Origin of the sequence: Bacillus sp. YC2, assembly GCF_019891195.1 — a bacterium.
In the GTDB taxonomy this organism is placed as follows: Bacteria; Bacillota; Bacilli; order Bacillales; family Bacillaceae; genus Bacillus.
In genome coordinates, this window is record NZ_JAHXDO010000005.1 from 202,919 (window position 1) to 227,664 (window position 24,746).

Genomic DNA, 24,746 nt, shown 5'->3' on the forward strand with positions numbered 1-24,746 from the left:
TGATGGAAGAGAAGCTTAAACAGCTTGAACTGGAAGCTGCAGAAAAAGTAAAAGCGGCAAGCTCATTAAAAGAAGTAAACGACATTCGGGTGCAATATCTAGGGAAAAAAGGACCGATTACAGAAGTGCTTCGCGGCATGGGCAAGCTGTCCGCAGAAGAACGCCCGAAAATGGGCGCGCTCGCCAATGAAGTGAGAGAGCGCATTGCAGCAGCCATTACAGCGAAAAATGAACAGCTTGAACAAGAAGAAATGAATAAAAAACTCAGCAGCCAGACAATTGACGTTACATTGCCGGGCAGCCCGGTGAATATCGGCGGGCGCCATCCGCTGACAGTCGTCGTGGAAGAAATTGAAGATTTATTTATCGGCATGGGTTATACCGTCGAAGAAGGCCCTGAAGTGGAAACGGATTATTACAACTTTGAAGCGCTCAATCTGCCGAAAGAACACCCGGCCCGCGACATGCAGGACAGCTTTTACATTACAGAGGAAATGCTGATGAGAACACAAACATCCCCCGTCCAAACGCGGACGATGGAAAAGCATAAAGGAAAAGGCCCTGTCAAAATCATTTGTCCGGGTAAAGTGTACCGCCGCGATAACGATGACGCGACACACTCCCACCAATTTATGCAGATCGAAGGGCTTGTCGTGGACCGCAAGATCAGCATGAGCGACCTGAAAGGCACGCTTGAGCTGGTCGCGAAAAAAATGTTCGGCCAGGATCGTGAAATCAGACTTCGTCCAAGCTTTTTCCCATTTACAGAGCCGTCTGTCGAAGTGGATGTGACCTGCTTTAAGTGCGGCGGACAAGGCTGCTCTGTCTGTAAAAAAACAGGCTGGATCGAAATTCTCGGCGCCGGCATGGTTCATCCGAACGTCCTAAAAATGGCAGGATTTAACCCGGAAGAATATCAAGGCTTTGCCTTCGGAATGGGTGTTGAGCGTATCGCTATGCTGAAATACGGCATTGAAGATATCCGCCATTTCTATACCAACGATGTCAGATTCATTTCGCAGTTTACACAGGCGTAAGAGGAGGATACACATGTTTGTTTCTTATAAATGGTTAGAAGATTATGTTGACTTGCAGGGAATGGACCCGGCCGTGCTCGCAGAAAAAATTACAAGAGCCGGAATTGAAGTCGAAGGTATTGAGTACAAGGGCGAAGGCGTAAAAGGTGTTGTCATCGGACACGTGCTTGAGCGCGAGCAGCATCCGAATGCCGACAAGCTTAATAAATGCCTCGTCGATATAGGCGCGGACGAACCCGTGCAAATCATCTGCGGAGCCCCGAATGTTGATAAAGGGCAGAAAGTTGCCGTTGCAACAGTCGGAGCCGTGCTTCCGGGCAATTTCAAAATCAAAAAAGCAAAGCTGCGCGGCGAAGCATCACATGGCATGATCTGTTCCCTTCAGGAGCTCGGCATTGAAAGCAAACTCGTGGCGAAGGAATATGCAGAAGGCATTTTCGTTTTTCCAAACGATGCCGTAACGGGAGCTGACGCATTAGCGGCCCTTCAGCTAGATGATGCGATTTTAGAGCTGGGCTTAACGCCGAACCGCGCCGATGCGATGAACATGCTCGGTGTGGCTTATGAAGTCGCGGCCATCCTTGAGACAGAGGTAAAGCTTCCTCACACCTCATATGAAGAAGCGGCGGAAAAAGCAGCGGAAGCTATTTCTGTCAAGATTGAAGATACGGAAGCCAACCCGCTCTATGCTGCAAAAATCATTAAAAACGTCAAAATCGGCCCGTCTCCGCTTTGGATGCAGACGAAGCTGATGAATGCAGGCATCCGCCCGCACAATAACGTCGTGGACATTACAAACTTCGTCCTGCTGGAATACGGCCAGCCGCTTCACGCTTTTGATTACGACCGGTTCGGCTCTAAAGAGGTCGTCGTCAGAAAAGCGGCGGAAAACGAAACCATCGTCACGCTTGATGAACAGGAACGGAAGCTTTCAAGCAGCCACTTAGTCATCACAAACGGTGAAAAAGCGCAAGCCGTTGCAGGAGTAATGGGCGGAGCTGAGTCGGAAGTCCGTGAAGATACAACCGCGATTTTACTGGAAGCCGCTTATTTCGAAGGACAGACCGTCCGCAAAGCGTCGAAAGACCTCGGGCTGAGAAGTGAAGCAAGCACAAGATATGAAAAAGGCATTGATCCCGCCCGCGTGCTTCTTGCGGCTGAACGGGCTGCCGGGCTGATTCAGGCGTATGCCGGCGGCGAAGTGCTGTCAGGCACAGTGAAAGAAAACCATCTGACCATTGAAGCCAACAACATTCAGGTTTCTGTTGAAAAAGTGAACAGCGTGCTCGGCATGTCAATCACGAAAGAAGAAATGGTCAGCATTTATAAAAGACTCGGTTTTTCAGTCGGTGAAGCTGAAGATGTTCTCGTCGTTACGGTGCCGTCACGCCGGGGCGATATTAAAATAGAAGAAGATTTAATTGAAGAAGCGGCAAGACTGTACGGGTATGACAACATTCCGTCCACGCTCCCGGAAACGGCGGGCACGACAGGCGGTTTGACACCGTATCAGGCAAAACGCCGGAAAGTCAGACGTTTCCTTGAAGGAGCCGGTTTATCACAGGCGACAACATATTCATTAACAAATGATAAAAAAGCCGCCGCATTTGCCATTGAAAAATCATTCAACACTATGCTCGCTTTACCGATGAGTGAGGAAAGAAGCATTCTCAGACACAGCCTTGTCCCTAATCTGCTTGAGGCAGTATCATACAATCTGGCCAGACAGACTGATTCCGTCGCATTGTATGAAACAGGCTCTGTATTCCTGACGAGGGAAGAAAACACGAAGCCCGTTGAAAAAGAACGGGTTGCAGGAGCCGTTACCGGATTATGGCGCAAAAACTTATGGCAGGGCGAGAAAAAACCGGTTGATTTCTTTGTTGTTAAAGGAATTGTCGAGGGCCTGCTGCACCAATTGAATGTGTCAGACAGCATCGAATTTGTCCAGTCGGAACGCAAAAACATGCATCCCGGCCGGACGGCAAATATTCTCTTGAACGGTTCGCTCGCCGGATTTATCGGCCAAGTGCACCCGGCAATGGAAAAAGAGCTTGATATTAAAGAAACTTATGTATTCGAGCTTGATTTGCATATGCTGTTGACGGCGGAAACGGAACCGGTCGTGTATACCGCGATTCCGAAATACCCGTCTGTTACACGTGACATCGCGCTTGTAACAGATAAAAACGTCACAAGCGGACAGCTCGAAGCCGTCATCAAAGAAGCGGGAGGCGCGCTTCTAAAAGAAGTCACTGTATTTGACGTTTACGAAGGCGAGCATATGGAAGAAGGCAAAAAATCCGTCGCGTTCTCATTGCAGTATGTCAACCCGGAACAAACATTGACAGAAGAAGAAGTGACAAAAGTCCACGATAAAGTGCTGAAAGCGTTAGAAGAAACGTATCAGGCTGTATTGAGAGGATAATGAAAAAGCTTGCAGATTCATCTGCAAGCTTTTTTTATTCCTATGACCGTTTCCGTTCAGCAAGGCGTTTCGCTTTTTGCGTATTGGCGAAATGGAGCTTTGTAAACGTTCGGAGCGAGCCTTCGCCCTTTTTGATGATCAGCTTTGCCGCGGCTTCATCGACATGCGGCCCCGCGCCTTTTGGAATCGTCATGCCGGCTTCACGGGAAAGCTTATCCATCTCAAGTAAGAAGGAGTATCTGGCAATAATCGAGGCCGCTGCGACGGAGAGGTGTATGCCTTCCGCCTTTGTGCTGAAATACGTTTTTTCTTTTACGATGTCTCTTCCCGCCAGATGCTTAAAATAAATGCCGGGCTCTGCGAATTGGTCAATCAAAATCGCTTCCGGCCTCACGCCGTCCATTTTTCTCAGCAGGTTGGAGATCGCCTGGTTATGAAGGAGCGCCTTCATTTTCCCTTGGCTCATTCCTTTTTCCTGCATTTGATTGTATTTTTCATTTTTTAATACAAGAAGGCTGTAAGGAATGGTTTTGATCAAAAGTTTGGCAATTTCAATAATCTGCGGGTCTTTTAAATCCTTTGAATCCTTTACCCCGAGTTCCTTCATTAAACCCAGCTTCGTTTTGTCCGCGTACGCACAGGCAACCGTAATCGGTCCGAAATAATCGCCGGTTCCGACTTCATCAGAACCGATCACCGACATGGAGGCGATGTGCGCAGGGGGAACGTAGAGCGGATCTGCCGCTTTTTTGACGGCTGTTTTTTTGGCTTTGGGCGCCTCAGCCGTTCCCCAGCGTGCGGCTTCTGTTCCGGCGTTTTTTCCTTGAAACAAAACCTTTCCTGAGCGATAGGCTGTAATGGTACAGCCCGGCGGCTTAGCCTGAAAGACGGCGCCCTGCGGCACGGACGGAGTGAGGGAGCCAGCATAGGACTGTTTCATTTGTTCAATAGCGGAAGCGGAAACTTTTATAACAGAATGGGACACGATATAATCTCCTTTTTTGGCACTTTTCACTGTATATACCAGTGTATCATAACAGCCTGAGGCTCGTCTTTCCATTCAAACACTAATCATGGTATGATAGGAACTAGGATTCTCGCGGAATGGAGGAGAAACGTTGTCTGACGGCAAAAAAACAAAAACGACAGTTAACATTTACGGCCAGCACTTCACCATTATCGGGGAAGAAAGCAAAGCGCACATGCGCCACGTGGCCGAAATGGTTGATGATAAAATGAGAGAAATCAACGAGAAAAATCCATATCTTGATATAAATAAGCTTGCTGTTTTGACTGCGGTCAATGTGGTGCATGATTATATGAAACTCCAAGAAAAATATGAAATACTGGAGCGGCAGCTTAAAGAAAAGGAATGAACAGCATATGATAGATATCATCATCTTGGTTTTGCTCCTGATGGGCACATTGCTTGGATTAAAAAGAGGATTTATCCTGCAATTTATATATTTAACGAGTTTTATCCTCTCTATTGCGTTTGCGGCGCTTTTTTACAAAAATCTGGCACCGCATCTGAGCTTTATACCGGCGCCTGATTTTTCCGGCGGCCAGGCGGCTCTTTCTTTTATTAAAGGTAACGTAGAGACGGCCTATTACAACGCGATCGCGTTTGTCATTTTGTTTATCATCGCGAAAATTCTGCTTCGGTTCATCGGAGCGGCGCTTAATATCATAGCCAGCATTCCGGTCATTAAACAGATCAACAAATTGCTTGGCGGGGTGCTCGGTTTTCTGGAAGTCTATTTATTTGCGTTTATCTTGCTGTATGTCGCATCCGTATTACCGGTAAGCGCGCTTCAGCAGATGCTCGCACAATCAACGCTTGCGGACATCATTACTCATCATACGCCGTATTTGTCAGGGCTCCTGGAAGAACTGTGGGCTCAGTACGGGGCATAAAAAACTTCTCTTGACCGGAGAAGTTTTTTTTCAAGCCGTAAGTCAGTTGTGCCGGCGGTGAAAAATTTGTATGATGAAAAGCAGGAAACGACTGGGGGTTAAACAGATGCATAAAAAAGATATCATCCGGCTGCTTGAAACGATTGCAGTCTATATGGAATTGAAAGGGGACAACCCGTTTAAAATATCAGCCTTCCGTAAAGCGGCCGCCGCGCTGGAGCAGGATGACCGCAGCCTGTCGGAAATCGACGACATGATGTCTTTATCCGGCATCGGAAAAGGCACCTACAGCGTCATTCGCGAATATATGAAGGAAGGCGTGTCAAGCACGCTTCTCCAATTGCAGAAAGAGGTTCCGGAAGGGTTAGTGCCTCTTTTGAAGCTTCCGGGGCTTGGCGGCAAAAAAATCGCCAAGCTGTATCAAGAGCTCGGCGTGCATGACGCGGAATCGCTGAAAGAAGCGTGCGAACAGCAAAAAGTGCAGGGGCTTGCCGGATTCGGCAAAAAAACGGAAGAAAAAATCCTTCAGGCTTTGGGAGAAGCCGGAAAACAGCCGGAACGTTTTCCGATCGGCTATGCGCTCGGCATCGCTTCAGTAATCGAAGAGCATTTGTCCGGTTTTACGGATATTGTGAGGTTTTCCCGGGCAGGAAGTCTGAGAAGAGCGCGGGAAACGGTGAAAGACCTTGATTACATTATCGCAACGGACAATCCGGCGTCAGTAAGGGATCAGCTTCTCTCACTGCCGAACATAAAAAACGTCATAGCAAGCGGAGATACAAAGGTATCAGTCACCCTGTCCTTTGAATATGAAACAAGTGTGGATTTCCGTCTTGTGACAGATGAACAATTCCCGACGACACTGCACCATTTCACAGGGTCCAAAGACCACAACATTAAAATGCGACAGCTCGCGAAAGAACGCGGTGAACGAATCAGCGAATATGGTGTAGAAACAATTGAAACCGGAGAAGTCAAAACCTTCCCGAGTGAAGAGGCTTTTTATGCACATTTCGGCCTGCCGTTGATTCCCCCGGAGCTCCGGGAAAGCGGGCAGGAGGTCGAAACCTACCGCGAAGAAACGGATTTGATCGGACAAGCGGATATAAAAGGGGATCTTCACATGCACTCCGCCTGGAGCGACGGCGCTTTTTCCATCAGAGAAATGGCGGAAGCGTGTATGGCAAAAGGCTACCAGTACATGGCGATCACCGACCACTCGCAATATTTAAAAGTGGCCAACGGTTTAACGGCGGAACGCCTCAGAAAACAGGCGAAAGAAATTGACGCATTAAATGCTGAATTTGAAAACTTTCATATCTTTAAAGGCGTGGAAATGGATATCCTGCCTGACGGCTCGCTTGATTATGATGACAGCGTGCTCTCCGAGTTGGACCTTGTCATCGCTTCCATTCACTCAAGCTTCAGCCAGCCGGAGCATGTCATTATGAAACGGCTTGAACAGGCGCTGACCAATAAACACGTGGATATTATCGCACACCCGACGGGCCGCCTGATCGGCAGACGGGCCGGCTATGAAGTCGACATCGACATGCTCATTGAGCTTGCCGCAAAAACAAATACGGCGCTTGAATTGAATGCAAACCCCGCGCGCCTCGATTTACGGACGGAACATCTGATGAAAGCGAACGATAAAGGCGTAACCTTGGTTATTAATACAGATGCCCATAATATTGAGATGCTCAGCGACATGAAAACGGGCGTAACAGCTGCGCGCAAAGGCTGGACTGAAAGAAAACACGTCTTAAATGCCCGGCCGCTAAGTGAGGTCAAAGCATTTCTGAAGCGCAATGATTAAGTAAGGAGGACCACATAACCGTGCAGCAAAAAGTGTTATCATCACTTGAATTTCATAAAGTAAAAGAACAAATTACCGCTCATGCCGCTTCATCGCTCGGCAAAGAGATGCTTCTGCAGCTAAAACCTTTGACGGATCTGGCTGAGATCCAAAAACAGCTGGATGAAGTCGAAGAAGCATCCGCAGTCATGCGCCTGAGAGGCCATGCCCCTTTTGGCGGGCTGACCGATATCAGAGCCGCTCTGCGGCGCGCGGAAATCGGCAGTGTGCTGACTCCCGCGGAATTCACCGAAATTTCCGGGCTGCTGTATGCCGTCAAACAAATGAAGCATTTTATCAGCCAAATGACGGAGGACGGCGTCGACATTCCGCTGATTGAAGCCCATGCGGAGCAATTGATTACGTTAAGCGATTTGGAGCGCGAGATTAACTCCTGTATTGATGATCATGGCGAAGTGCTTGACCATGCGTCCGATGCATTAAGAGGAATCCGTACGCAGCTCAGGACGCTTGAATCAAGAGTCAGAGACCGGCTTGAATCGATGCTGCGCTCTTCTTCGGCCTCAAAAATGCTGTCTGACACTATCGTCACGATCCGAAATGACCGCTTTGTCATCCCGGTCAAACAGGAATACAGATCAAGCTACGGAGGAATCGTTCATGATACCTCTTCTTCCGGCGCGACTCTGTTCATTGAACCGCAGGCGATCGTTGATATGAATAACTCGCTTCAGCAGGCGAAGGTAAAAGAAAAACAGGAAATTGAACGGATTCTCCGGGTTTTGACAGAGCATACGGCAGAACATACACATGAATTGGTTCAAAACGTGGAAGTGCTGCAAACACTTGATTTTATTTTTGCCAAAGCGAGATACGCAAAAGCGATGAAGGCGACAAAACCGCTGATGAACGGCGAAGGTTTCATCCGTCTGAAAAAAGCGCGTCACCCGTTATTGCCTCAAGAACAGGTGGTGGCCAATGATATCGAGCTTGGAGGAGACTATACAACCATTGTCATCACGGGACCGAATACGGGCGGTAAAACCGTCACGTTAAAAACGCTCGGACTGCTGACGATCATGGCGCAGGCAGGTTTGCACATACCGGCTGACGAGGGTTCCGAAGCCGCTGTGTTCGACAATGTCTTTGCCGATATCGGTGATGAACAGTCCATTGAACAAAGCTTAAGCACCTTCTCATCCCACATGGTAAATATCGTCGGCATTTTAAAAGACGTCAGTGAAAACAGTCTTGTGCTGTTTGATGAGCTTGGCGCCGGAACAGACCCGCAGGAAGGGGCGGCGCTTGCGATGAGCATTCTCGACGAAGTTCACCGGACAAACGCCAGAGTCCTCGCGACAACCCACTATCCGGAACTGAAAGCCTACGGGTATAACCGGACAGGCGTCATGAACGCGAGCGTTGAATTTGACATTGAGACGCTCTCGCCGACTTACAAGCTTTTAATCGGAGTTCCGGGCCGAAGCAACGCTTTTGAAATTTCAAGGCGTCTCGGACTGCCGGAGCATGTCATCGGCCAGGCAAAGTCAGAAATGACGGCCGAACACAACGAAGTCGATTTGATGATCGCATCACTGGAACAAAGTAAAAAAAGAGCGGATGAAGAGCTTTCTGAAACCGAATCAATCAGAAAAGAGGCTGAAAAGCTGCATAAAGAACTTCAGCAGCAAATCATCGAGCTGAACGGCCAAAAGGACAAATTGCTGGAAGAAGCCGAACAGAAAGCGGCTGAAAAGCTGGAGGCCGCCACAAAAGAAGCCGAACAAATCATTCATGAACTCCGGTCGATTAAGCAAGAACACAGATCTTTCAAGGATCACGAGCTGATTGAGGCTAAAAAACGACTCGGAGACGCGATGCCCGCTTTTGAGAAATCAAAGCAGCCCGAAAGACAAACAGAGAAAAAACGCGAGCTGAAACCGGGTGACGAAGTCAAGGTGCTCACCTTCGGGCAAAAAGGAACATTGCTTGAAAAAACCGGTGCGAATGAATGGAATGTCCAGATCGGCATCCTCAAAATGAAGGTGAAGGAAAAAGATCTCGAATTTCTCAAATCATCGCCTGAACCTAAAAAGGAAAAAACAATCGCCGCCGTTAAAGGGAAGGACTATCACGTTTCCCTTGAACTTGACCTGCGCGGAGAACGTTACGAAAACGCGCTCAGCCGTGTGGAAAAATATTTAGATGATGCGGTGCTCGCCGGTTATCCGAGAGTTTCCATCATTCACGGAAAAGGAACGGGCGCCCTCCGAAAAGGCGTGCAGGATCTTCTGAAAAACCACCGCAGTGTCAAAAGCTCCCGGTTCGGTGAAGCGGGAGAGGGAGGATCAGGCATTACGATTGTCGAACTAAAATAAAAAGGGGTAAACGTCATGAGTGCGTTTTGGGAAAATGAGCTTGTTGAAATCGCGGCTTATTACAGTGTGGCCGTCTTGTGCCTCGTCGTTTTTCTAAGTATATTTGAATTGGTGACAACCTATAAAAACTGGGAAGAAATCCAAAAAGGCAATCTTGCGGTTGCGATGGCGACCGGGGGGAAAATTCTCGGAATCGCTAATGTCTTTCAGCACAGCATCGCCCAGCATAATTCACTGATGCAAATGATCGGCTGGGGCGTATACGGGTTTATCATGCTGTTGGTCAGCTATTTTATCTTTGAATTTCTTACCCCCCGTTTTAAAATTGATAAAGAAATCGAAAAAGATAACAGAGCTGTCGGCTTTATTTCATTTGTCATCTCAGTCGGCCTGTCATTTGTGGTGGCCGCCGGGATCTAAGGGGACGGTATAAATGGAGAAGCTTGCGAAAGTGCTGCTGTCGGCAGCAGGGATTTTTCTGCTGATCGGACTTATTTATCTGTTAATGACCTCATAATACGAAAGGCTGCCGGATATACAATCGGCAGCCTTTTTTATGGATAAAACCAGTCGATGCAAGTCAATTCGGTGCAAATGACCGCTTCCCAATTTGCTGTGCGGACAATGCCTGCCATGTCTTGGTCTTTCATAAGAAATAGTGTGGTAAAAGAATCATACACGCCCATAAAAGCGGCATTCAGATGTTCATCGGCAATCACCATTTCAGGCTGTAGCAAATCGCATATCTCCAAAGGCGTCACTTTATTGAGCGAAAACATCCCTTGCTGTTCGATCGGCTCAAAATAAGTGCAGCGCTCAGAGCCTTTGGAGCGGAAAACATCCAGCAGGCCCGGAATAAGAAATGCCGAAGTGTAATCCTCACTTGGAAAATAAAGGTCCGGGCAGCCATTCAGCCTCTCTAACAGCGCGGATGAATCGGGCCTCGCGTATTCATCACGTAAAGCCATGGTCTCAGTCATGAGGGCAATAGCGGTCTCTTTCTCAGACCGCAAGCCGCAAATGGGCATCACTGTTTTCCAGGAAACAGGAACGCCGGATGCAAGCATCTCCTCATCGCTCGGATAGATGTGTTCAAAAGGCCGCTTTCGCTTCTTTTGCCCCCAGCCGATGGGCATTCGGACAAAAGGGTGAAGCAGAAATGCTGCTGATGAAAACGGCTTCGGCAGCTGGCGCAGGATGGGGACGCCGGGTTCAAAACTCAATGTTTCTAACAAATACACCACTCCTTGACCTGAAAAAATCATATGAAACACTTTCCAATTTTGATCAGCCATCTGATATAATAATAGCGTATATGAAAACAGAAAGGAGAGGTTTTATGCAGTCTGATAAGCCATGGCTTTCTGAATATCCGGATGAGATTCCGCATGAGCTTGAATTTACCAATCAAACCCTGCCATCCAATCTGACAAACTCCGCTGCCCAATTCCCGAACCATACTGCTATTTATTTTCTCGGAAAAAAACTCACATTCCAAGACGTTCTCACTGATTCTTTAAAGCTTGCCGCCTTTTTGCGGAAAAAAGGACTGAAAAAAGGCGACAGAGCCGCCATCATGCTGCCCAATTGTCCGCAATCGGTCATCGCTTTTTACGGCGTATTGTTTGCCGGCGGCATCGTCGTACAGACCAATCCCCTCTACACTGAGCATGAGCTTGAATATCAGCTGAAAGACAGCGCGCCAAGCGTCATTATCACCCTGGATATGCTGTTTCCGAAGGTGATAAAAATGAAAACGCTGTCAGTTGTAGAGCGGATTATCACAACCAGTATAAAAGATTATTTGCCGTTTCCGAAAAATATGCTGTACTCACTTACACAAAAACAAAAGGTGCATATCGATTATGACGGCCACGAACAGATTCACAGCTTATCTGATATTTTAAAAGACGAAACAGCGGAAGATGCGCCCGTTTTCGATATTGACCCTGAGCATGATATTGCCGTGCTTCAATATACGGGCGGGACAACAGGCAATCCGAAAGGGGTCATGCTGACGCATCGGAACATTCAAGCCAATACAGAAATGTGTGCGGCCTGGATGTATAAAATGAAAAAGGGTGCCGAAAAGGTGCTGGGGATCGTGCCTTTTTTTCATGTGTACGGATTAACCGCCGTGCTTAATTTTTCCATTATGCAGGGCTGTGAAATGATTCTTCTTCCTAAATTCAATCCTTTGGATACCCTTAAAACGATAGATAGGCTGAAGCCGACGGTATTTCCGGGCGCGCCGACGATTTATATCGGTATTCTGCATCATCCTGAACTGAACAAATATGATCTCTCGTCCATCAAAAGCTGTCCGAGCGGTTCAGCGGCGCTGCCGGTCGAGGTAAAGCAGAAGTTTGAAAAGGTTACAGGGGGAAAACTTGTGGAAGGCTACGGGTTATCTGAAGCATCTCCGGTCACGCACTCGAACTTTATCTGGGGGAAAAACAAGCCCGGCAGCATCGGCTGTCCTTGGCCTAATACCGATGCCGGAATCTATTCAGAAGAAACAGGCGGGCTTGCCGGTCCGTATGAACATGGAGAGCTGATCGTAAAAGGTCCGCAGGTGATGAAAGGGTATTGGAACAATCAGGAGGAAACGGCGCGTGTGCTCAGAGACGGCTGGCTGTTTACCGGTGATATGGGATACATGGACGATGAGGGGTTTTTCTATATCGCAGACCGAAAAAAAGACATCATTATTGCCGGCGGGTACAATATTTATCCCCGCGAGGTCGAAGAGGTTCTGTATGAACACGAAGCGGTTCAGGAAATCGTCGTCGCGGGTGTCCCCGATTCATACAGGGGGGAAACGGTCAAAGCATTTATCGTTTTGAAGAAAGGCGCACAGGCAGATGCTGATGAGCTTGATTCGTTCGCAAGAGAGCGTCTGGCGCCGTACAAAGTTCCGAAACTGTACGAATTCAGAGCGGAACTTCCGAAAACGGCCGTCGGAAAAATTTTAAGAAGGCGTTTAGTGAAAGAGGAGGACGTTCACCAAAACAAGATTCCTTAAAAGAAAAACTTGACAAAGTACAGATTCCTTTTTATCATAAAGTTATGAATGAATAGTCATTCATTTATCGAAGGAAGGAACGATGACATTGAACCAAAAACGGCCAAAGTATATGCAGATTATTGATGCAGCAGTAGAAGTCATAGCGGAAAACGGCTACCACCAATCACAGGTGTCCAAAATCGCCAAGCAGGCCGGTGTAGCGGACGGCACCATCTATTTATATTTTAAAAATAAAGAAGACATTCTCATCTCGCTCTTCAAAGAAAAGATGGGCCAGTTCATTGAACGCATGGAAGAAGAAGTAAAAGAAAAAACGACGGCAAAGGAAAAACTCGCTCTCGTCATTAAACAGCACTTCTCACTGCTCGGCAATGACCGCCACCTCGCGATTGTAACCCAGCTTGAGCTCAGACAGTCGAATATCAAGCTGCGCCTGAAAATCAATGATATTTTAAAAGGCTATTTAAACATGCTGGACACCATTTTGACCGAAGGAATAAAGTCGGGCGAATGGAAAGACAATCTCGACGTCCGCCTCGCCCGGCAGATGATATTCGGGACAATAGATGAAACAGTGACAACGTGGGTGATGAATGATCAGAAATATGATCTGCCGGCTTTGTCAGATAAAGTTTTAGAACTGTTGGTGTCAGGGATTCATCAAAACTAAAGGGGGTTGACGGATGAACAGCCTTTCAATGGCGGTTGAACAGTCTGTCGCGGTGATCACCATTAATCATCAGCCGGCCAACGCGCTATCCGGCCGGATTTTAGATGAACTGTCCGGTATGTTTGACCGGTGTGAAGCGGATGACAGCGTAAGAAGCATCATCATTCGCGGTGAGGGGAAATTTTTCTCGGCGGGAGCGGATATAAAGGAATTCACTTCACTTGAAAATCTTGAACAATCTTCTGCTATGGCAGATAAAGGCCAGCAGCTGATGGAAAGAATCGAAGGATTTCCGAAGCCCGTGATCGCAGCGATTCACGGCGCTGCACTCGGCGGCGGGCTTGAGCTTGCAATGGCCTGCCATATCAGGATCGCCACAATGGACGCCAAGCTCGGCTTGCCTGAGCTGAATTTAGGCATCATTCCCGGGTTTGCCGGGACGCAGCGCCTGCCTCGGTACGTCGGAACGGCGAAAGCGCTCGAGATGATCGGCACCTCAGAGCCTGTTACCGGGGAAGAAGCGCTCAGCCTCGGGCTTGTCACGATCGGCGCCAAGGATGAGGCGGAGCTGCTTGCAAAAGCAAAGGCTATCGCAGGCAAGTTCGCGGAAAAAAGCCCGCAGTCGATGGCCTATCTGCTTGAGCTTCTTTATTCAAGCAAGGTATATTCTTATGACGGCGGCTTGAAGCTTGAAGCGAAGCGTTTTGGAGAAGCATTTGCATCAGACGACGCAAAAGAAGGCATTCAGGCATTTCTCGAAAAAAGAAAGCCTCAATTCGGTGGGCGAAGATAAAGGGGATAAGAACATGAATCTATTTGTACTGATGAAACGGACGTTTGACACAGAAGAAAAAATCGTCATTGAAGCAGGAAAGATTCAGGAGGACGGAGCCGAATTTATCATTAATCCGTATGATGAATACGCCATTGAAGAAGCCATTCAGCTGAAAGAACAGCATGGCGGTTCCGTTACAGCGGTTACCGTCGGCGGCGAGGAAGCAGAAAAAGAGCTGCGCACGGCGCTGGCGATGGGCTGTGATCAAGCGGTTTTAATCAATATTGACGACGATCTCAGCGATTCGGATCAATATTCGGTTTCGGCCATTTTATATCATTATCTGAAGGATCAGGACTTTGACCTTATTCTCGGCGGAAATGTCGCGATTGACGGCGGTTCCGGCCAAGTGGCTCCAAGGCTTGCCGAGCTTTTAAACATTCCGTGCATCACAACGATCACAAAACTTACGGTCAATGGGGATGAGGCTGTGGCAGAAAAGGATAATGAAGGGGACACCGAAATCATTAAAACGACTCTGCCGCTTCTTATCACTGCCCAGCAAGGTTTAAATGAGCCGCGTTATCCGTCGCTTCCGGGAATTATGAAGGCGAAGAAAAAGCCATTGGAAGAGCTTGAGCTTGATGATCTTGACATTGACGAGGATGATGTCGCTCCGAAAATCAAAACGATTGAACGTTTTCTGCCGCCGCAAAAAGAAGCGGGAAAACTTCTGGAAGGAGAAGCGGCCGAGCAGGCGAAAGAGCTTGTATCACTGCTGAGAAAAGAAGCCAAAGTCGTGTAAACCGATATTTAAAGAAACTGGGGGATGTCAGAATGGGAAAAAAAGTGATCGTACTCGGAGAAATTCGTGACGGCGCCTTACGGAACGTCACCTTTGAAGCTATAGCCGCAGGCAAAACCATTTCCGGCGGCGGAGACGTGATCGGCGTGCTGATCGGAAAAGGCGCAGTTGATGCAGCATCCGAGCTTATACAATATGGAGCTGATAAAGTATTCACAGCCGATGCGCCCGGGCTGGCACATTACACAGCTGACGGGTATGCCGCAGTGCTTGGGGATCTGATCGAAAATGAAAAGCCTGATGCGGTCATCTTCGGCCACACCTCAATGGGCAAAGATTTATCACCGAAGCTTGCGGCCCGTTTTGAAACAGGCTTGATTTCTGACAGTACGGATGTAAGCGTTACCGGAGAAAATATCGTGTTTACAAGACCGATCTATTCCGGCAAAGCCTTTGAGCGGGTCATCTCAACCGATCCCATGATTTTTGCGACAATACGCCCGAATAATATCCAAGCGTTAGAAAAAGACACAAACCGTACAGGCGGCATCGAACAACTTGACGCGGAGCCGGCAGATTTACGGACAATTATTGAAGATGTAGTGAAAAAAACAGCGGACGGCGTGGATTTATCAGAAGCGAAGATTATCGTTGCCGGCGGCCGCGGTGTGAAAAGCAAAGAAGGATTCGGGCCTTTAGAAGAGCTCGCCGAGGTATTGGGGGCGGCAGTGGGGGCTTCACGCGGTGCATGCGACGCGGATTATTGCGACTATTCGCTCCAGATCGGCCAGACCGGAAAAGTAGTCACACCGGATCTTTATATCGCCTGCGGCATTTCCGGAGCGATCCAGCATTTGGCGGGCATGTCAAACAGCAAAGTCATCGTTGCGATAAATAAAGACCCGGAAGCTGAGATTTTTAAAATAGCGGACTACGGAATTGTCGGCGACTTGTTTGAAGTAGTCCCGCTTTTGACACAGGAATTTAAAAACGCTAATATCCATTCGTAACCGAAACCCTCTGGCAGTTGCTGTCAGAGGGCTTTATTTGTTTTAATTGGTTCGTACAAATATACAAATGATAAAATGTAAGATTGACATGTACGAATGAATATAATAAACTTTCTGTAAAAGCGCTTACAAACTTGAACGGCATCCTTTCAGGCGTAACATCATAGATACATAGATTGGCTGTAGTGCTTTTCATTTTTATCAGAAAGGAATGGTCAAGTTTGTCTAAAAACACGGCAGTCATTCAAACGGATATCATCGAAGGAACGATTAATAAAAATATATACGGACATTTCGCAGAGCACTTGGGAAGAGGGATATACGAGGGCATCTGGGTTGGGAAGGATTCCGACATTCCGAATGTAGACGGGATCAGAACAGACGTCGCACAGGCCCTGAAGAAGCTGAACATCCCCGTCCTCAGATGGCCCGGCGGCTGTTTTGCAGATGAATATCACTGGGCAAACGGAGTCGGTGAACGCAAAACCATGCTAAACACCCACTGGGGCGGAACGATTGATTCCAATGAATTCGGCACGCACGAATTTATGAGGCTGTGCGATCTGCTCGGCTGTGAACCGTATATCGCCGGAAACGTCGGCAGCGGAACTGTTAAGGAAATGGCCGATTGGATTGAGTATATGACATTTGAGGCGGGCACTCCGATGTCCGATTGGAGAAAGGAAAACGGACGGGTAAAACCGTGGAAGCTGAAATATGTCGGCATAGGGAATGAAAATTGGGGCTGCGGCGGAAATATGCATCCCGAGTATTATGCTGATCTCTACCGCAATTTTCAAACCTATGTCCGCAATTACAGCGGAAATGAAGTCTATAAGATTGCCGGCGGCGCAAACGTTGACGATTACCGCTGGACAGAAATCTTAATGAAAAAAGCTGCTGATCTCATGGATGGACTAAGCCTGCATTATTACACGATACCGGGGGACTTCTGGAAGGGAAAAGGCTCCGCGACGGAGTTTTCAGAAGATGAATGGTTCATTACGATGAAAAAAGCGGCGCATATGGATGAGCTGATTACAAAACACAGCACAATCATGGATCAATACGATCCGGATAAGCGGGTCGGTTTGATCATTGACGAATGGGGCACATGGCTTGATCCTGAGCCAGGCACGAATCCGGGTTTTCTTTATCAGCAAAATACAATTCGCGATGCGCTCGTCGCCGCATCTCACTTTCACATTTTCCATCAGCATGCAAGCCGCGTACAAATGACCAATATCGCGCAAACGGTAAACGTGCTGCAGGCGATGATCCTAACAGAAGGGGAGAACATGCTGTTAACGCCGACGTATCATGTGTTTGATATGTTTAAAGTCCATCAGAACGCTTTCCTTTTAGCTTCAGAAACAAAAGCGGCCCAATATGAATGGAAAGACGGACAGCTGCCTCAAATCAGCATTTCGGCGTCAAAAAATAAAACGGGTGACATCCATATCAGCATTTGCAATATCGATCATCTGCAAAAGGCCGATGTGAAGATTGAGCTGAGGGGGATGACAAAGAGAGGGAATCCTTTTGGAACCATCCTGCATTCCGAAAAAATGAACGCCCGCAACACATTCAACAGTCCGGAGAACGTCAAGCCGAAACCGTTCACCGGATTTACAGTCAAAGATGGAAAGCTGGGTGCGGAACTGCCTCCGATGGCAGTCGTTTTACTCACGCTGCCGGCACCAAAATAACAAGGTTTGAACACCTGCACAGGGGTTATAATACACTATATAAATAAGATTATTTCCGGCAAAATCAGGGGATGATAAATTATAAGCATTAAATTAGCATGAACGAATGGGAGATGCTATACTAAAAATCATCATTTGACAATTGGAGGAATAAACTAATGGCTATCGTAAAAGCAACTGATCAATCGTTCTCAGCTGAAACAAGTGAAGGTGTCGTATTAGCTGATTTCTGGGCTCCGTGGTGCGGACCTTGTAAAATGATTGCACCTGTTCTTGAAGAGCTTGATCAAGAAATGGGCGATAAAGTAAAAATCGTAAAAATCGACGTAGATGAAAACCAAGAAACAGCCGGTAAATACGGAGTAATGAGCATCCCGACACTTCTCGTCTTAAAAGACGGCGAAGTTGTTGAAACTTCTGTCGGCTTCAAACCAAAAGAAGCCCTTGAAGAGCTTGTAAACAAACACCTGTAAGCCGGCAGCAATATGTCCGGCCGGGCGATTCCTTTTAAGGAATCGCCTTTTTTATCTTCCAAAAGCTGAGAATGGAGAAAAACAAGTGTTCGTGATACACTGAATGAAGAGAGAACTAACGTAAGGAAGGGTAACGTATGAATAAACAACTGAAAGAAAAGCTGGCCCTCCTTCCCGATCAGCCGGGCTGTTATTTAATGAAAGACCGTCAAAAAACAGTCATTTACGTAGGGAAAGCGAAAGTACTGAAAAACAGGGTGCGGTCCTATTTCACCGGCTCTCACGACGCAAAAACCCAAAGGCTTGTGACGGAAATCGAGGACTTTGAATATATCGTGACTTCCTCCAATCTTGAAGCGCTTATTTTGGAAATGAACCTGATCAAAAAGTACGATCCGAAATACAATGTCATGCTGAAAGATGACAAAACCTATCCCTTTATAAAAATCACCCATGAACGCCATCCGCGTCTGATCGTGACCCGAAATGTCAAAAAAGACAAGGGGCGCTATTTCGGCCCGTATCCGAATGTGCAGGCAGCGCGGGAAACGAAAAAGCTGCTGGACCGCTTATACCCGCTCAGAAAGTGTTCGAAGCTTCCGGACCGCGTCTGTCTGTACTACCATCTCGGGCAGTGCCTGGCGCCTTGTGTAAAGGATATTTCTGAAGAGACGAACCGTGAGCTTGTCGAAGACATCACCAGATTTTTAAAGGGCGGCTATAACGAAGTCAAAAAAGAACTTCAGGCAAAAATGACAGAGGCAGCGGAAAAGCTTGAATTTGAACGGGCTAAAGAATTCCGCGACCAGCTCGCCCACATCGAATCAACGATGGAAAAGCAAAAAATGACGATGAATGACCTTGTGGACCGCGATGTGTTTGCTTATGCGTACGATAAAGGCTGGATGTGCGTCCAAGTCTTTTTCATACGGCAAGGAAAGCTGATTGAACGGGACGTCAGCATGTTTCCGATGTATCAGGAAGCCGACGAAGAATTTCTCACCTTTATCGGCCAGTTTTACTCTAAAAACAATCACTTTCTGCCCAAGGAAATTTTAGTGCCGGACAGCGTTGACCAAGACATGATTGAGCAGCTGCTGGAAACGGGCGTGCATCAGCCGAAAAAAGGGCCGAAAAAAGAACTGCTCATGCTTGCCCATAAAAATGCGAAAATCGCTTTGCGGGAAAAGTTCTCCTTAATCGAACGGGATGAGGAACGGTCAATCGGAGCGGCAGAAGGCCTGGGAGAAGCCCTGAACATTTATACGCCGCACAGAATCGAAGCATTTGACAACTCCAACATCCAAGGGACAAACCCGGTGTCGGCTATGATTGTATTTATCGACGGAAAGCCGAATAAAAAGGAATACCGCAAATATAAAATTAAAACCGTTACAGGGCCTGACGATTACGGTTCAATGAGGGAAGTCGTCAGAAGAAGATATACGAGAGTGCTCCGCGAAAACCTTCCGCTGCCGGATTTAATCATCATTGACGGCGGAAAAGGACAGATCAACGCGGCTCGTGACGTGCTGGAAAATGAGCTCGGTTTGGATGTGCCGATAGCGGGCTTGGCGAAGGACGATAAACACCGCACGTCCAACCTTTTGATCGGCGACCCGCTTGAGCCGGTATTTCTGGAGCGGAACAGCCAGGAATTTTATTTGCTTCAGCGCATACAGGATGAGGTGCACCGCTTTGCCATCAGCTTCCACAGACAGATTCGCGGAAAAAGCGCCTTTCAATCCGTATTGGATGATATACCCGGAATCGGTGAAAAACGCAAAAAGATGCTCCTGAAGCATTTCGGCTCTGTCAAAAAAATGAAGGAAGCAAGCCTTGATGATATTAAGAAAGCGGGCGTTCCTGCAGCGGCGGCACAGCTCCTGTTTGAAAAGCTGCAAAAATAGTATTGTACTTTACTGAAAAATCTGCTAGAATGTGAATAATTTCATAAGATCGTGTTATATGGTGAAGATAGAGGTGCGAACTTCAATAGTAAGCCTTTGGAGAATGATGGATTCTGCGAAAAGGGCTGAAAGGGGAGCGTCGCCGAAGCGAATAACATCCCATCGGTGTCATTTGCTGGCCTTGCATTAAATAAATGTAAGGCTGTCAAGAAATTATTTTCTTGGAGGGCTATCTCGTTGTTCATAATCATTCGTGATGATATGAAAAAAGCAATGAGAGCGAATCCTCTCATTGCTTTTTTTATTGTGGACAAAGCGCTCTTTCTCCTCACCCGCACGAACCAAAATGTAAAGGGTGGTCTAGTATGGGTCTTATCGTACAAAAATTCGGAGGTACTTCCGTCGGCTCTGCCGAAAAAATTCAAAATGCCGCAAATCGCGCCATTGCTGAAAAGCAAAAAGGCCATGATGTCGTGGTTGTCGTTTCGGCAATGGGCAAATCAACGGACGCGCTGGTCAATCTCGCGGCGGAAATTACCGGTGAGCCGAATAAACGCGAAATGGATATGCTTCTGTCTACGGGAGAGCAGATTACAATTTCGCTGCTTGCCATGGCGCTTCAGGAAAAAGGCTATGACGCCGTCTCCTATACAGGCGGGCAGGCGGGCATTCGCACCGAAGCCGTCCACGGCAGTGCCAGAATCACGGATATAGATGTCACCGCGATTCAAGCGCGGCTGGCAGAAGGGAAAATCACAGTCGTCGCAGGCTTTCAGGGAGTGACAGAAGACGGCGGAATCACGACGCTCGGACGGGGCGGATCGGATACAACCGCCGTTGCCCTTGCCGCTTCATTACAAGCGGATAAATGCGACATCTACACCGACGTTCCCGGTGTCTTTACGACCGATCCGCGTTACGTCCGGTCAGCGAGAAAACTGGCGGGGATTTCATACGATGAAATGCTGGAGCTTGCAAACCTCGGAGCCGGCGTTCTTCATCCGCGAGCGGTTGAATTCGCGAAGAATTACCAAGTGCCTTTGGAAGTGCGGTCAAGTACGGAACCTGAAGCGGGAACATTAATCGAGGAGGAATCATCAATGGAGCAGAATTTAATCGTCAGAGGAATTGCATTTGAAGACCAGATCACAAGGGTGTCTGTTTCAGGCCTCGCAAGCGGACTGACAACACTTTCTACCATCTTCACCACACTTGCAAAACGAAACATAAATGTCGACATCATTATTCAATCACAGGCAGGCGGCGGCGAAACGGACATTTCCTTTTCTGTCAAAACAGAAGACGCCGCCCAAACGGTCGCAGTGCTTGAAGAATATAAAAACGCGCTTGATTATGAAAAAATTGAAACGGAAAGCAAATTAGCGAAAGTATCCATTGTCGGCTCCGGCATGGTGTCAAATCCGGGCGTGGCTGCGGAAATGTTTGCCGTACTGGCTGAAAAAAATGTACAAGTGAAAATGGTCAGCACATCTGAAATTAAAGTATCAACGGTTGTCAGTGAAAATGATATGGTGAAAGCGGTCGAAGCGCTTCACGATGCGTTTGAACTCTCAAAGCAGCCGTCTGCCGTATAAAACGGCAAGCCAAAAAGGCGGGACTGGCAGTCACCGCCTTTTTTCATTTACACGGGATCTTTCATATCCCATTTTACCGTCAGAACGACTTTATCGGCTCTTTTCTTTACTTGTTCATAAGATTCTGCAATCTGATCATTCATCAATTGAATCTGTTCGGCGATAAAACCGGCTTCAAGCTGGAAACACGGCTCTTTTTGATGTTTAAGTCTGCTGGAGACGAGCGGGCCCTCCAGTTCAAATTCAAGCTCCTGTTTTTTTATTCCGGTGTTTGTAAGGATTCCCCATCCGGCTTTTTCAAAGAAGGCGGGGATTTCTTCCCATGATTGAAGAGGAAATTTGCGGGCGAGGCGTTTGCCTGCCCAATACATCATGGATGAATGATCCGGACCGAGTATATCCGGAAGCACGATTTCCCGGATCAATTCGTAGCCGTATGCACTGACGTCAAGTTCAGATAAGGTTTCTAAAGCTGCTTCATAATTATTCTTCATATATGTATTCCCCTCTTTCCTTCGTTTATTATAGCTTAAACAGGGGGGAGGATTACAGGATGATCCTTTAAAACTCGTGAAAAAATGTGAGAATGATATTGCAGGAAAATAAAATTTTTCCGTCAAATGTTCAATTCGGAAAATTATAATTTATGTACACGTTTTCTTGACGCCCTTTTGAGGGAGGAGTAAAATGAAATTGTCAATAAATTTTAATAAAGTGCTTACAATTGAAACGAAGTGGGGGCAGAGATTTTAGTACATTTCGCACTTAAATCAAACAGGGGGTAAAGTAATGTCTGGGAACAGAGAGTTTTATTTTCGAAGATTGCATTCCTTGCTTGGCGTCATTCCGGTCGGCATCTTTTTAATTCAGCATTTAGTCGTCAACCAGTTTGCTGCAAGGGGAGCAGATGCGTTCAATAAGGCGGCCGGCTTTATGGACAGTCTGCCGTTCAGGTACGCCTTAGAAATTTTTATTATTTTCTTACCTTTAATTTATCATGCGGTTTACGGTGTGTACATAGCATTTACTGCGAAAAACAACGCTGGCCACTATAGTTATTTCAGAAACTGGATGTTTGTGCTTCAGCGTGTCACTGGTATTCTCACCCTTATTTTCGTCAGCTGGCATGTATGGCAGACACGGATTGCCGCACAAATGGGCGCGGAAGTCAATTTTGATATGATGGCGAACATTTTAAGCTCGCCTGTCATGCTCGGCTTTTACATTGTAGGCGTTTTATCGGTGATTTTTCACTTTTCAAACGGCTTATGGTCTTTTGCGGTCACATGGGGAATCACTGTCACGCCGCGTTCTCAAAGAATTTCGACTTACGTGACGCTGATTATATTTTTAGCGCTTTCATACGTGGGTCTAAAAGCGATTTTTGCATTTGTGTAAGAGAACTAGATTACTAGAGGGAGAGGGGCTATCATGAGTCAATCAAGCATTATCGTAGTCGGCGGGGGTCTTGCCGGCCTCATGGCGACAATAAAAGCAGCGGAATCGGGCACAGCCGTTAAACTGTTTTCAATCGTTCCGGTAAAACGGTCTCATTCGGTCTGCGCGCAAGGCGGTATAAACGGAGCGGTCAACACAAAAGGGGAAGGCGACTCTCCGTTTGAGCATTTTGATGACACGGTGTACGGGGGAGACTTTTTAGCGAACCAGCCTCCTGTAAAAGCGATGTGCGAAGCGGCGCCGTCTATTATCCACTTATTGGACCGCATGGGGGTTATGTTTAACAGAACGCCGGAAGGTCTGCTTGACTTCCGCCGTTTCGGGGGTACACAGCATCACAGAACCGCATATGCGGGAGCGACGACGGGACAGCAGCTTCTGTACGCGCTGGACGAGCAGGTGCGCAGATATGAAGTTGCGGGGCTTGTCACGAAATATGAAGGCTGGGAATTCCTCGGCGCCGTTCTTGATGACGACAGAACATGCCGCGGCATCGTAGCTCAAAATCTGACCAATATGCAAATTGAGTCATTCCGTTCTGACGCCGTCATCATGGCGACCGGAGGACCGGGAATCGTGTTCGGAAAATCAACAAACAGCATGATCAATACAGGTTCTGCTGCATCTATCGTCTATCAGCAGGGTGCATACTACGCTAACGGCGAATTTATCCAAATTCACCCGACAGCGATCCCGGGCGACGATAAACTGCGTCTGATGAGTGAATCGGCCCGCGGTGAGGGCGGAAGAGTATGGACATATAAAGACGGAAAACCTTGGTATTTCCTTGAAGAAAAATATCCGGCTTACGGAAATCTCGTGCCGCGGGATATTGCGACACGCGAAATCTTTGATGTGTGCGTCAATCAAAAACTCGGCATCAACGGCGAAAATATGGTCTATCTCGATCTCTCGCATAAAGACCCGAAAGAGCTTGATGTTAAGCTTGGCGGCATTATTGAAATCTATGAAAAATTCATGGGTGACGATCCGCGCAAGCTTCCGATGAAAATCTTCCCTGCTGTCCACTATTCAATGGGCGGTCTGTGGGTCGATTACGATCAGATGACAAGCATCCGCGGACTGTTTGCAGCCGGTGAATGTGATTATTCAATGCACGGAGGAAACCGTCTAGGGGCAAACTCTCTGCTTTCCGCCATCTACGGCGGAATGGTTGCCGGGCCGAATGCAGTGAAATATGTATCAGGCCTTGAATCATCCGCAGAGGATATGCCTTCAACTCTATTTGACGCCCATGTGAAAAAAGAGGAAGAAAAATGGGCGGATATTATGAAAATGGACGGCAATGAAAATGCCTACGTGCTGCACCGTGAGCTTGGAGAATGGATGACTGCCAACGTGACGGTGGTCCGCCACAATGACAAGCTGCTGAAAACAGACGATAAGATTCAGGAGTTAATGGAACGGTATAAGAAAATCAATATCAATGATACGACAAAATGGAGCAACCAAGGCGCCATGTTCACCCGCCAGTTCTCTAATATGCTCCAGCTTGCCCGAGTCATCACACTCGGTGCATACAACCGAAATGAAAGCAGGGGAGCGCATTATAAACCTGATTTCCCTGAACGTAACGATGAGGAGTTCCTTAAAACGACGATGGCAAAACATGCCGGTGCGTTTGAAGCGCCGGAGTTTCATTATCAGGATGTCGACGTTTCATTGATTGCGCCCCGCAAACGCGATTACTCGAAGAAGAAGGTGGCGAAATAA

General features: G+C 47.5%; 21 protein-coding genes and 1 riboswitch. Of the genes, 18 read left to right on the plus strand and 3 right to left on the minus strand.

The window, feature by feature from the left end; all coding sequences use genetic code 11:
- The first annotated feature begins 2 nt into the window (after positions 1-2).
- Entirely contained in the window at positions 3-1,037 is a 1,035-nt protein-coding gene (gene pheS, locus KY305_RS10820) for a phenylalanine--tRNA ligase subunit alpha (protein ID WP_223062517.1), read from the plus strand.
- Positions 1,038-1,050: 13 nt separating this feature from the next.
- Positions 1,051-3,465, plus strand: a complete 2,415-nt coding sequence (gene pheT, locus KY305_RS10825; RefSeq protein ID WP_223062518.1) for a phenylalanine--tRNA ligase subunit beta — start codon at positions 1,051-1,053, stop codon at positions 3,463-3,465.
- Between the two features lie 40 nt (positions 3,466-3,505).
- Here pheT and rnhC read toward each other — a convergent pair whose 3' ends face one another.
- Positions 3,506-4,450 (minus strand): ribonuclease HIII, encoded by a 945-nt coding sequence (gene rnhC, locus KY305_RS10830; protein ID WP_223062519.1) that lies wholly within the window; start codon positions 4,448-4,450, stop codon positions 3,506-3,508.
- A 133-nt stretch (positions 4,451-4,583) separates the two neighbouring features.
- Between rnhC and zapA the strand changes: the two genes are divergently transcribed.
- The 5 genes from zapA (at position 4,584) to KY305_RS10855 (ending at position 9,999) form a co-directional block, all read left to right on the plus strand.
- Complete coding sequence (gene zapA / locus KY305_RS10835; protein WP_223062520.1) at positions 4,584-4,841, plus strand: cell division protein ZapA; 258 nt, start codon at positions 4,584-4,586, stop codon at positions 4,839-4,841.
- A gap of 7 nt (positions 4,842-4,848) precedes the next feature.
- Positions 4,849-5,382: a CvpA family protein gene (locus tag KY305_RS10840; protein ID WP_223062521.1), complete on the plus strand. Its 534-nt coding sequence runs from the start codon at positions 4,849-4,851 to the stop codon at positions 5,380-5,382.
- Positions 5,383-5,488: 106 nt separating this feature from the next.
- Positions 5,489-7,201, plus strand: a complete 1,713-nt coding sequence (gene polX / locus KY305_RS10845) for a DNA polymerase/3'-5' exonuclease PolX (protein WP_223062522.1) — start codon at positions 5,489-5,491, stop codon at positions 7,199-7,201.
- Between the two features lie 20 nt (positions 7,202-7,221).
- Entirely contained in the window at positions 7,222-9,579 is a 2,358-nt protein-coding gene (locus tag KY305_RS10850; protein WP_223062523.1) for an endonuclease MutS2, read from the plus strand.
- A 15-nt stretch (positions 9,580-9,594) separates the two neighbouring features.
- The gene (locus KY305_RS10855) at positions 9,595-9,999 is read left to right on the plus strand and encodes a DUF350 domain-containing protein (RefSeq protein ID WP_061523037.1); all 405 of its coding nucleotides are present in this window, start codon (positions 9,595-9,597) and stop codon (positions 9,997-9,999) included.
- Between the two features lie 134 nt (positions 10,000-10,133).
- Here the strand turns inward: KY305_RS10855 and KY305_RS10860 are convergent, their stop codons facing one another.
- On the minus strand, positions 10,134-10,814 hold the full coding sequence (locus KY305_RS10860; RefSeq protein ID WP_223062524.1) for a DUF2711 family protein: 681 nt from the start codon (positions 10,812-10,814) through the stop codon (positions 10,134-10,136).
- Between the two features lie 104 nt (positions 10,815-10,918).
- Here KY305_RS10860 and KY305_RS10865 point away from each other — a divergent pair, with 104 nt between their 5' ends.
- The 9 genes from KY305_RS10865 (at position 10,919) to KY305_RS10905 (ending at position 21,554) form a co-directional block, all read left to right on the plus strand.
- Complete coding sequence (locus KY305_RS10865; RefSeq protein WP_223062525.1) at positions 10,919-12,604, plus strand: AMP-binding protein; 1,686 nt, start codon at positions 10,919-10,921, stop codon at positions 12,602-12,604.
- A gap of 88 nt (positions 12,605-12,692) precedes the next feature.
- The gene (locus KY305_RS10870; protein ID WP_061523149.1) at positions 12,693-13,277 is read left to right on the plus strand and encodes a fatty acid metabolism transcriptional regulator FadR; all 585 of its coding nucleotides are present in this window, start codon (positions 12,693-12,695) and stop codon (positions 13,275-13,277) included.
- A gap of 13 nt (positions 13,278-13,290) precedes the next feature.
- Positions 13,291-14,070, plus strand: a complete 780-nt coding sequence (locus KY305_RS10875) for an enoyl-CoA hydratase (RefSeq protein ID WP_223062526.1) — start codon at positions 13,291-13,293, stop codon at positions 14,068-14,070.
- A gap of 13 nt (positions 14,071-14,083) precedes the next feature.
- Positions 14,084-14,857, plus strand: coding sequence for an electron transfer flavoprotein subunit beta/FixA family protein (locus tag KY305_RS10880; protein WP_223062527.1), 774 nt, complete (start codon positions 14,084-14,086; stop codon positions 14,855-14,857).
- A gap of 32 nt (positions 14,858-14,889) precedes the next feature.
- Positions 14,890-15,867: an electron transfer flavoprotein subunit alpha/FixB family protein gene (locus KY305_RS10885; RefSeq protein WP_223062528.1), complete on the plus strand. Its 978-nt coding sequence runs from the start codon at positions 14,890-14,892 to the stop codon at positions 15,865-15,867.
- A gap of 221 nt (positions 15,868-16,088) precedes the next feature.
- On the plus strand, positions 16,089-17,576 hold the full coding sequence (locus KY305_RS10890; RefSeq protein ID WP_223062529.1) for an alpha-N-arabinofuranosidase: 1,488 nt from the start codon (positions 16,089-16,091) through the stop codon (positions 17,574-17,576).
- A 158-nt stretch (positions 17,577-17,734) separates the two neighbouring features.
- Positions 17,735-18,049 (plus strand): thioredoxin, encoded by a 315-nt coding sequence (gene trxA / locus KY305_RS10895; protein WP_061523030.1) that lies wholly within the window; start codon positions 17,735-17,737, stop codon positions 18,047-18,049.
- Positions 18,050-18,186: 137 nt separating this feature from the next.
- Positions 18,187-19,959, plus strand: coding sequence for an excinuclease ABC subunit UvrC (gene uvrC, locus KY305_RS10900; protein ID WP_223062530.1), 1,773 nt, complete (start codon positions 18,187-18,189; stop codon positions 19,957-19,959).
- 60 nt (positions 19,960-20,019) lie between these two features.
- A riboswitch (Lysine riboswitch) is annotated at positions 20,020-20,199 on the plus strand.
- A 125-nt stretch (positions 20,200-20,324) separates the two neighbouring features.
- Entirely contained in the window at positions 20,325-21,554 is a 1,230-nt protein-coding gene (locus tag KY305_RS10905; protein ID WP_223062531.1) for an aspartate kinase, read from the plus strand.
- A gap of 47 nt (positions 21,555-21,601) precedes the next feature.
- Here KY305_RS10905 and KY305_RS10910 read toward each other — a convergent pair whose 3' ends face one another.
- The gene (locus KY305_RS10910; protein ID WP_223062532.1) at positions 21,602-22,048 is read right to left on the minus strand and encodes a YslB family protein; all 447 of its coding nucleotides are present in this window, start codon (positions 22,046-22,048) and stop codon (positions 21,602-21,604) included.
- Between the two features lie 295 nt (positions 22,049-22,343).
- Here KY305_RS10910 and sdhC point away from each other — a divergent pair, with 295 nt between their 5' ends.
- Positions 22,344-22,952: a succinate dehydrogenase cytochrome B558 gene (gene sdhC / locus KY305_RS10915; protein ID WP_061523027.1), complete on the plus strand. Its 609-nt coding sequence runs from the start codon at positions 22,344-22,346 to the stop codon at positions 22,950-22,952.
- Positions 22,953-22,985: 33 nt separating this feature from the next.
- Positions 22,986-24,746: a succinate dehydrogenase flavoprotein subunit gene (sdhA, locus tag KY305_RS10920; RefSeq protein WP_223062533.1), complete on the plus strand. Its 1,761-nt coding sequence runs from the start codon at positions 22,986-22,988 to the stop codon at positions 24,744-24,746.

What these genes read in the sequence shown, in the direction of transcription:
- KY305_RS10880 (WP_223062527.1), top strand. Translation starts at nt 14,084, where the DNA reads ATGAATCTATTTGTACTGATGAAACGGACGTTTGACACAGAAGAAAAA.
- uvrC (WP_223062530.1), top strand. Translation starts at nt 18,187, where the DNA reads ATGAATAAACAACTGAAAGAAAAGCTGGCCCTCCTTCCCGATCAGCCG.
- pheT (WP_223062518.1), top strand. Translation starts at nt 1,051, where the DNA reads ATGTTTGTTTCTTATAAATGGTTAGAAGATTATGTTGACTTGCAGGGA.
- trxA (WP_061523030.1), top strand. Translation starts at nt 17,735, where the DNA reads ATGGCTATCGTAAAAGCAACTGATCAATCGTTCTCAGCTGAAACAAGT.
- KY305_RS10905 (WP_223062531.1), top strand. Translation starts at nt 20,325, where the DNA reads ATGGGTCTTATCGTACAAAAATTCGGAGGTACTTCCGTCGGCTCTGCC.
- sdhC (WP_061523027.1), top strand. Translation starts at nt 22,344, where the DNA reads ATGTCTGGGAACAGAGAGTTTTATTTTCGAAGATTGCATTCCTTGCTT.
- KY305_RS10855 (WP_061523037.1), top strand. Translation starts at nt 9,595, where the DNA reads ATGAGTGCGTTTTGGGAAAATGAGCTTGTTGAAATCGCGGCTTATTAC.
- pheS (WP_223062517.1), top strand. Translation starts at nt 3, where the DNA reads ATGGAAGAGAAGCTTAAACAGCTTGAACTGGAAGCTGCAGAAAAAGTA.
- sdhA (WP_223062533.1), top strand. Translation starts at nt 22,986, where the DNA reads ATGAGTCAATCAAGCATTATCGTAGTCGGCGGGGGTCTTGCCGGCCTC.
- KY305_RS10885 (WP_223062528.1), top strand. Translation starts at nt 14,890, where the DNA reads ATGGGAAAAAAAGTGATCGTACTCGGAGAAATTCGTGACGGCGCCTTA.
- KY305_RS10840 (WP_223062521.1), top strand. Translation starts at nt 4,849, where the DNA reads ATGATAGATATCATCATCTTGGTTTTGCTCCTGATGGGCACATTGCTT.
- KY305_RS10910 (WP_223062532.1), bottom strand. Translation starts at nt 22,048, where the DNA reads ATGAAGAATAATTATGAAGCAGCTTTAGAAACCTTATCTGAACTTGAC.
- polX (WP_223062522.1), top strand. Translation starts at nt 5,489, where the DNA reads ATGCATAAAAAAGATATCATCCGGCTGCTTGAAACGATTGCAGTCTAT.
- KY305_RS10865 (WP_223062525.1), top strand. Translation starts at nt 10,919, where the DNA reads ATGCAGTCTGATAAGCCATGGCTTTCTGAATATCCGGATGAGATTCCG.
- KY305_RS10875 (WP_223062526.1), top strand. Translation starts at nt 13,291, where the DNA reads ATGAACAGCCTTTCAATGGCGGTTGAACAGTCTGTCGCGGTGATCACC.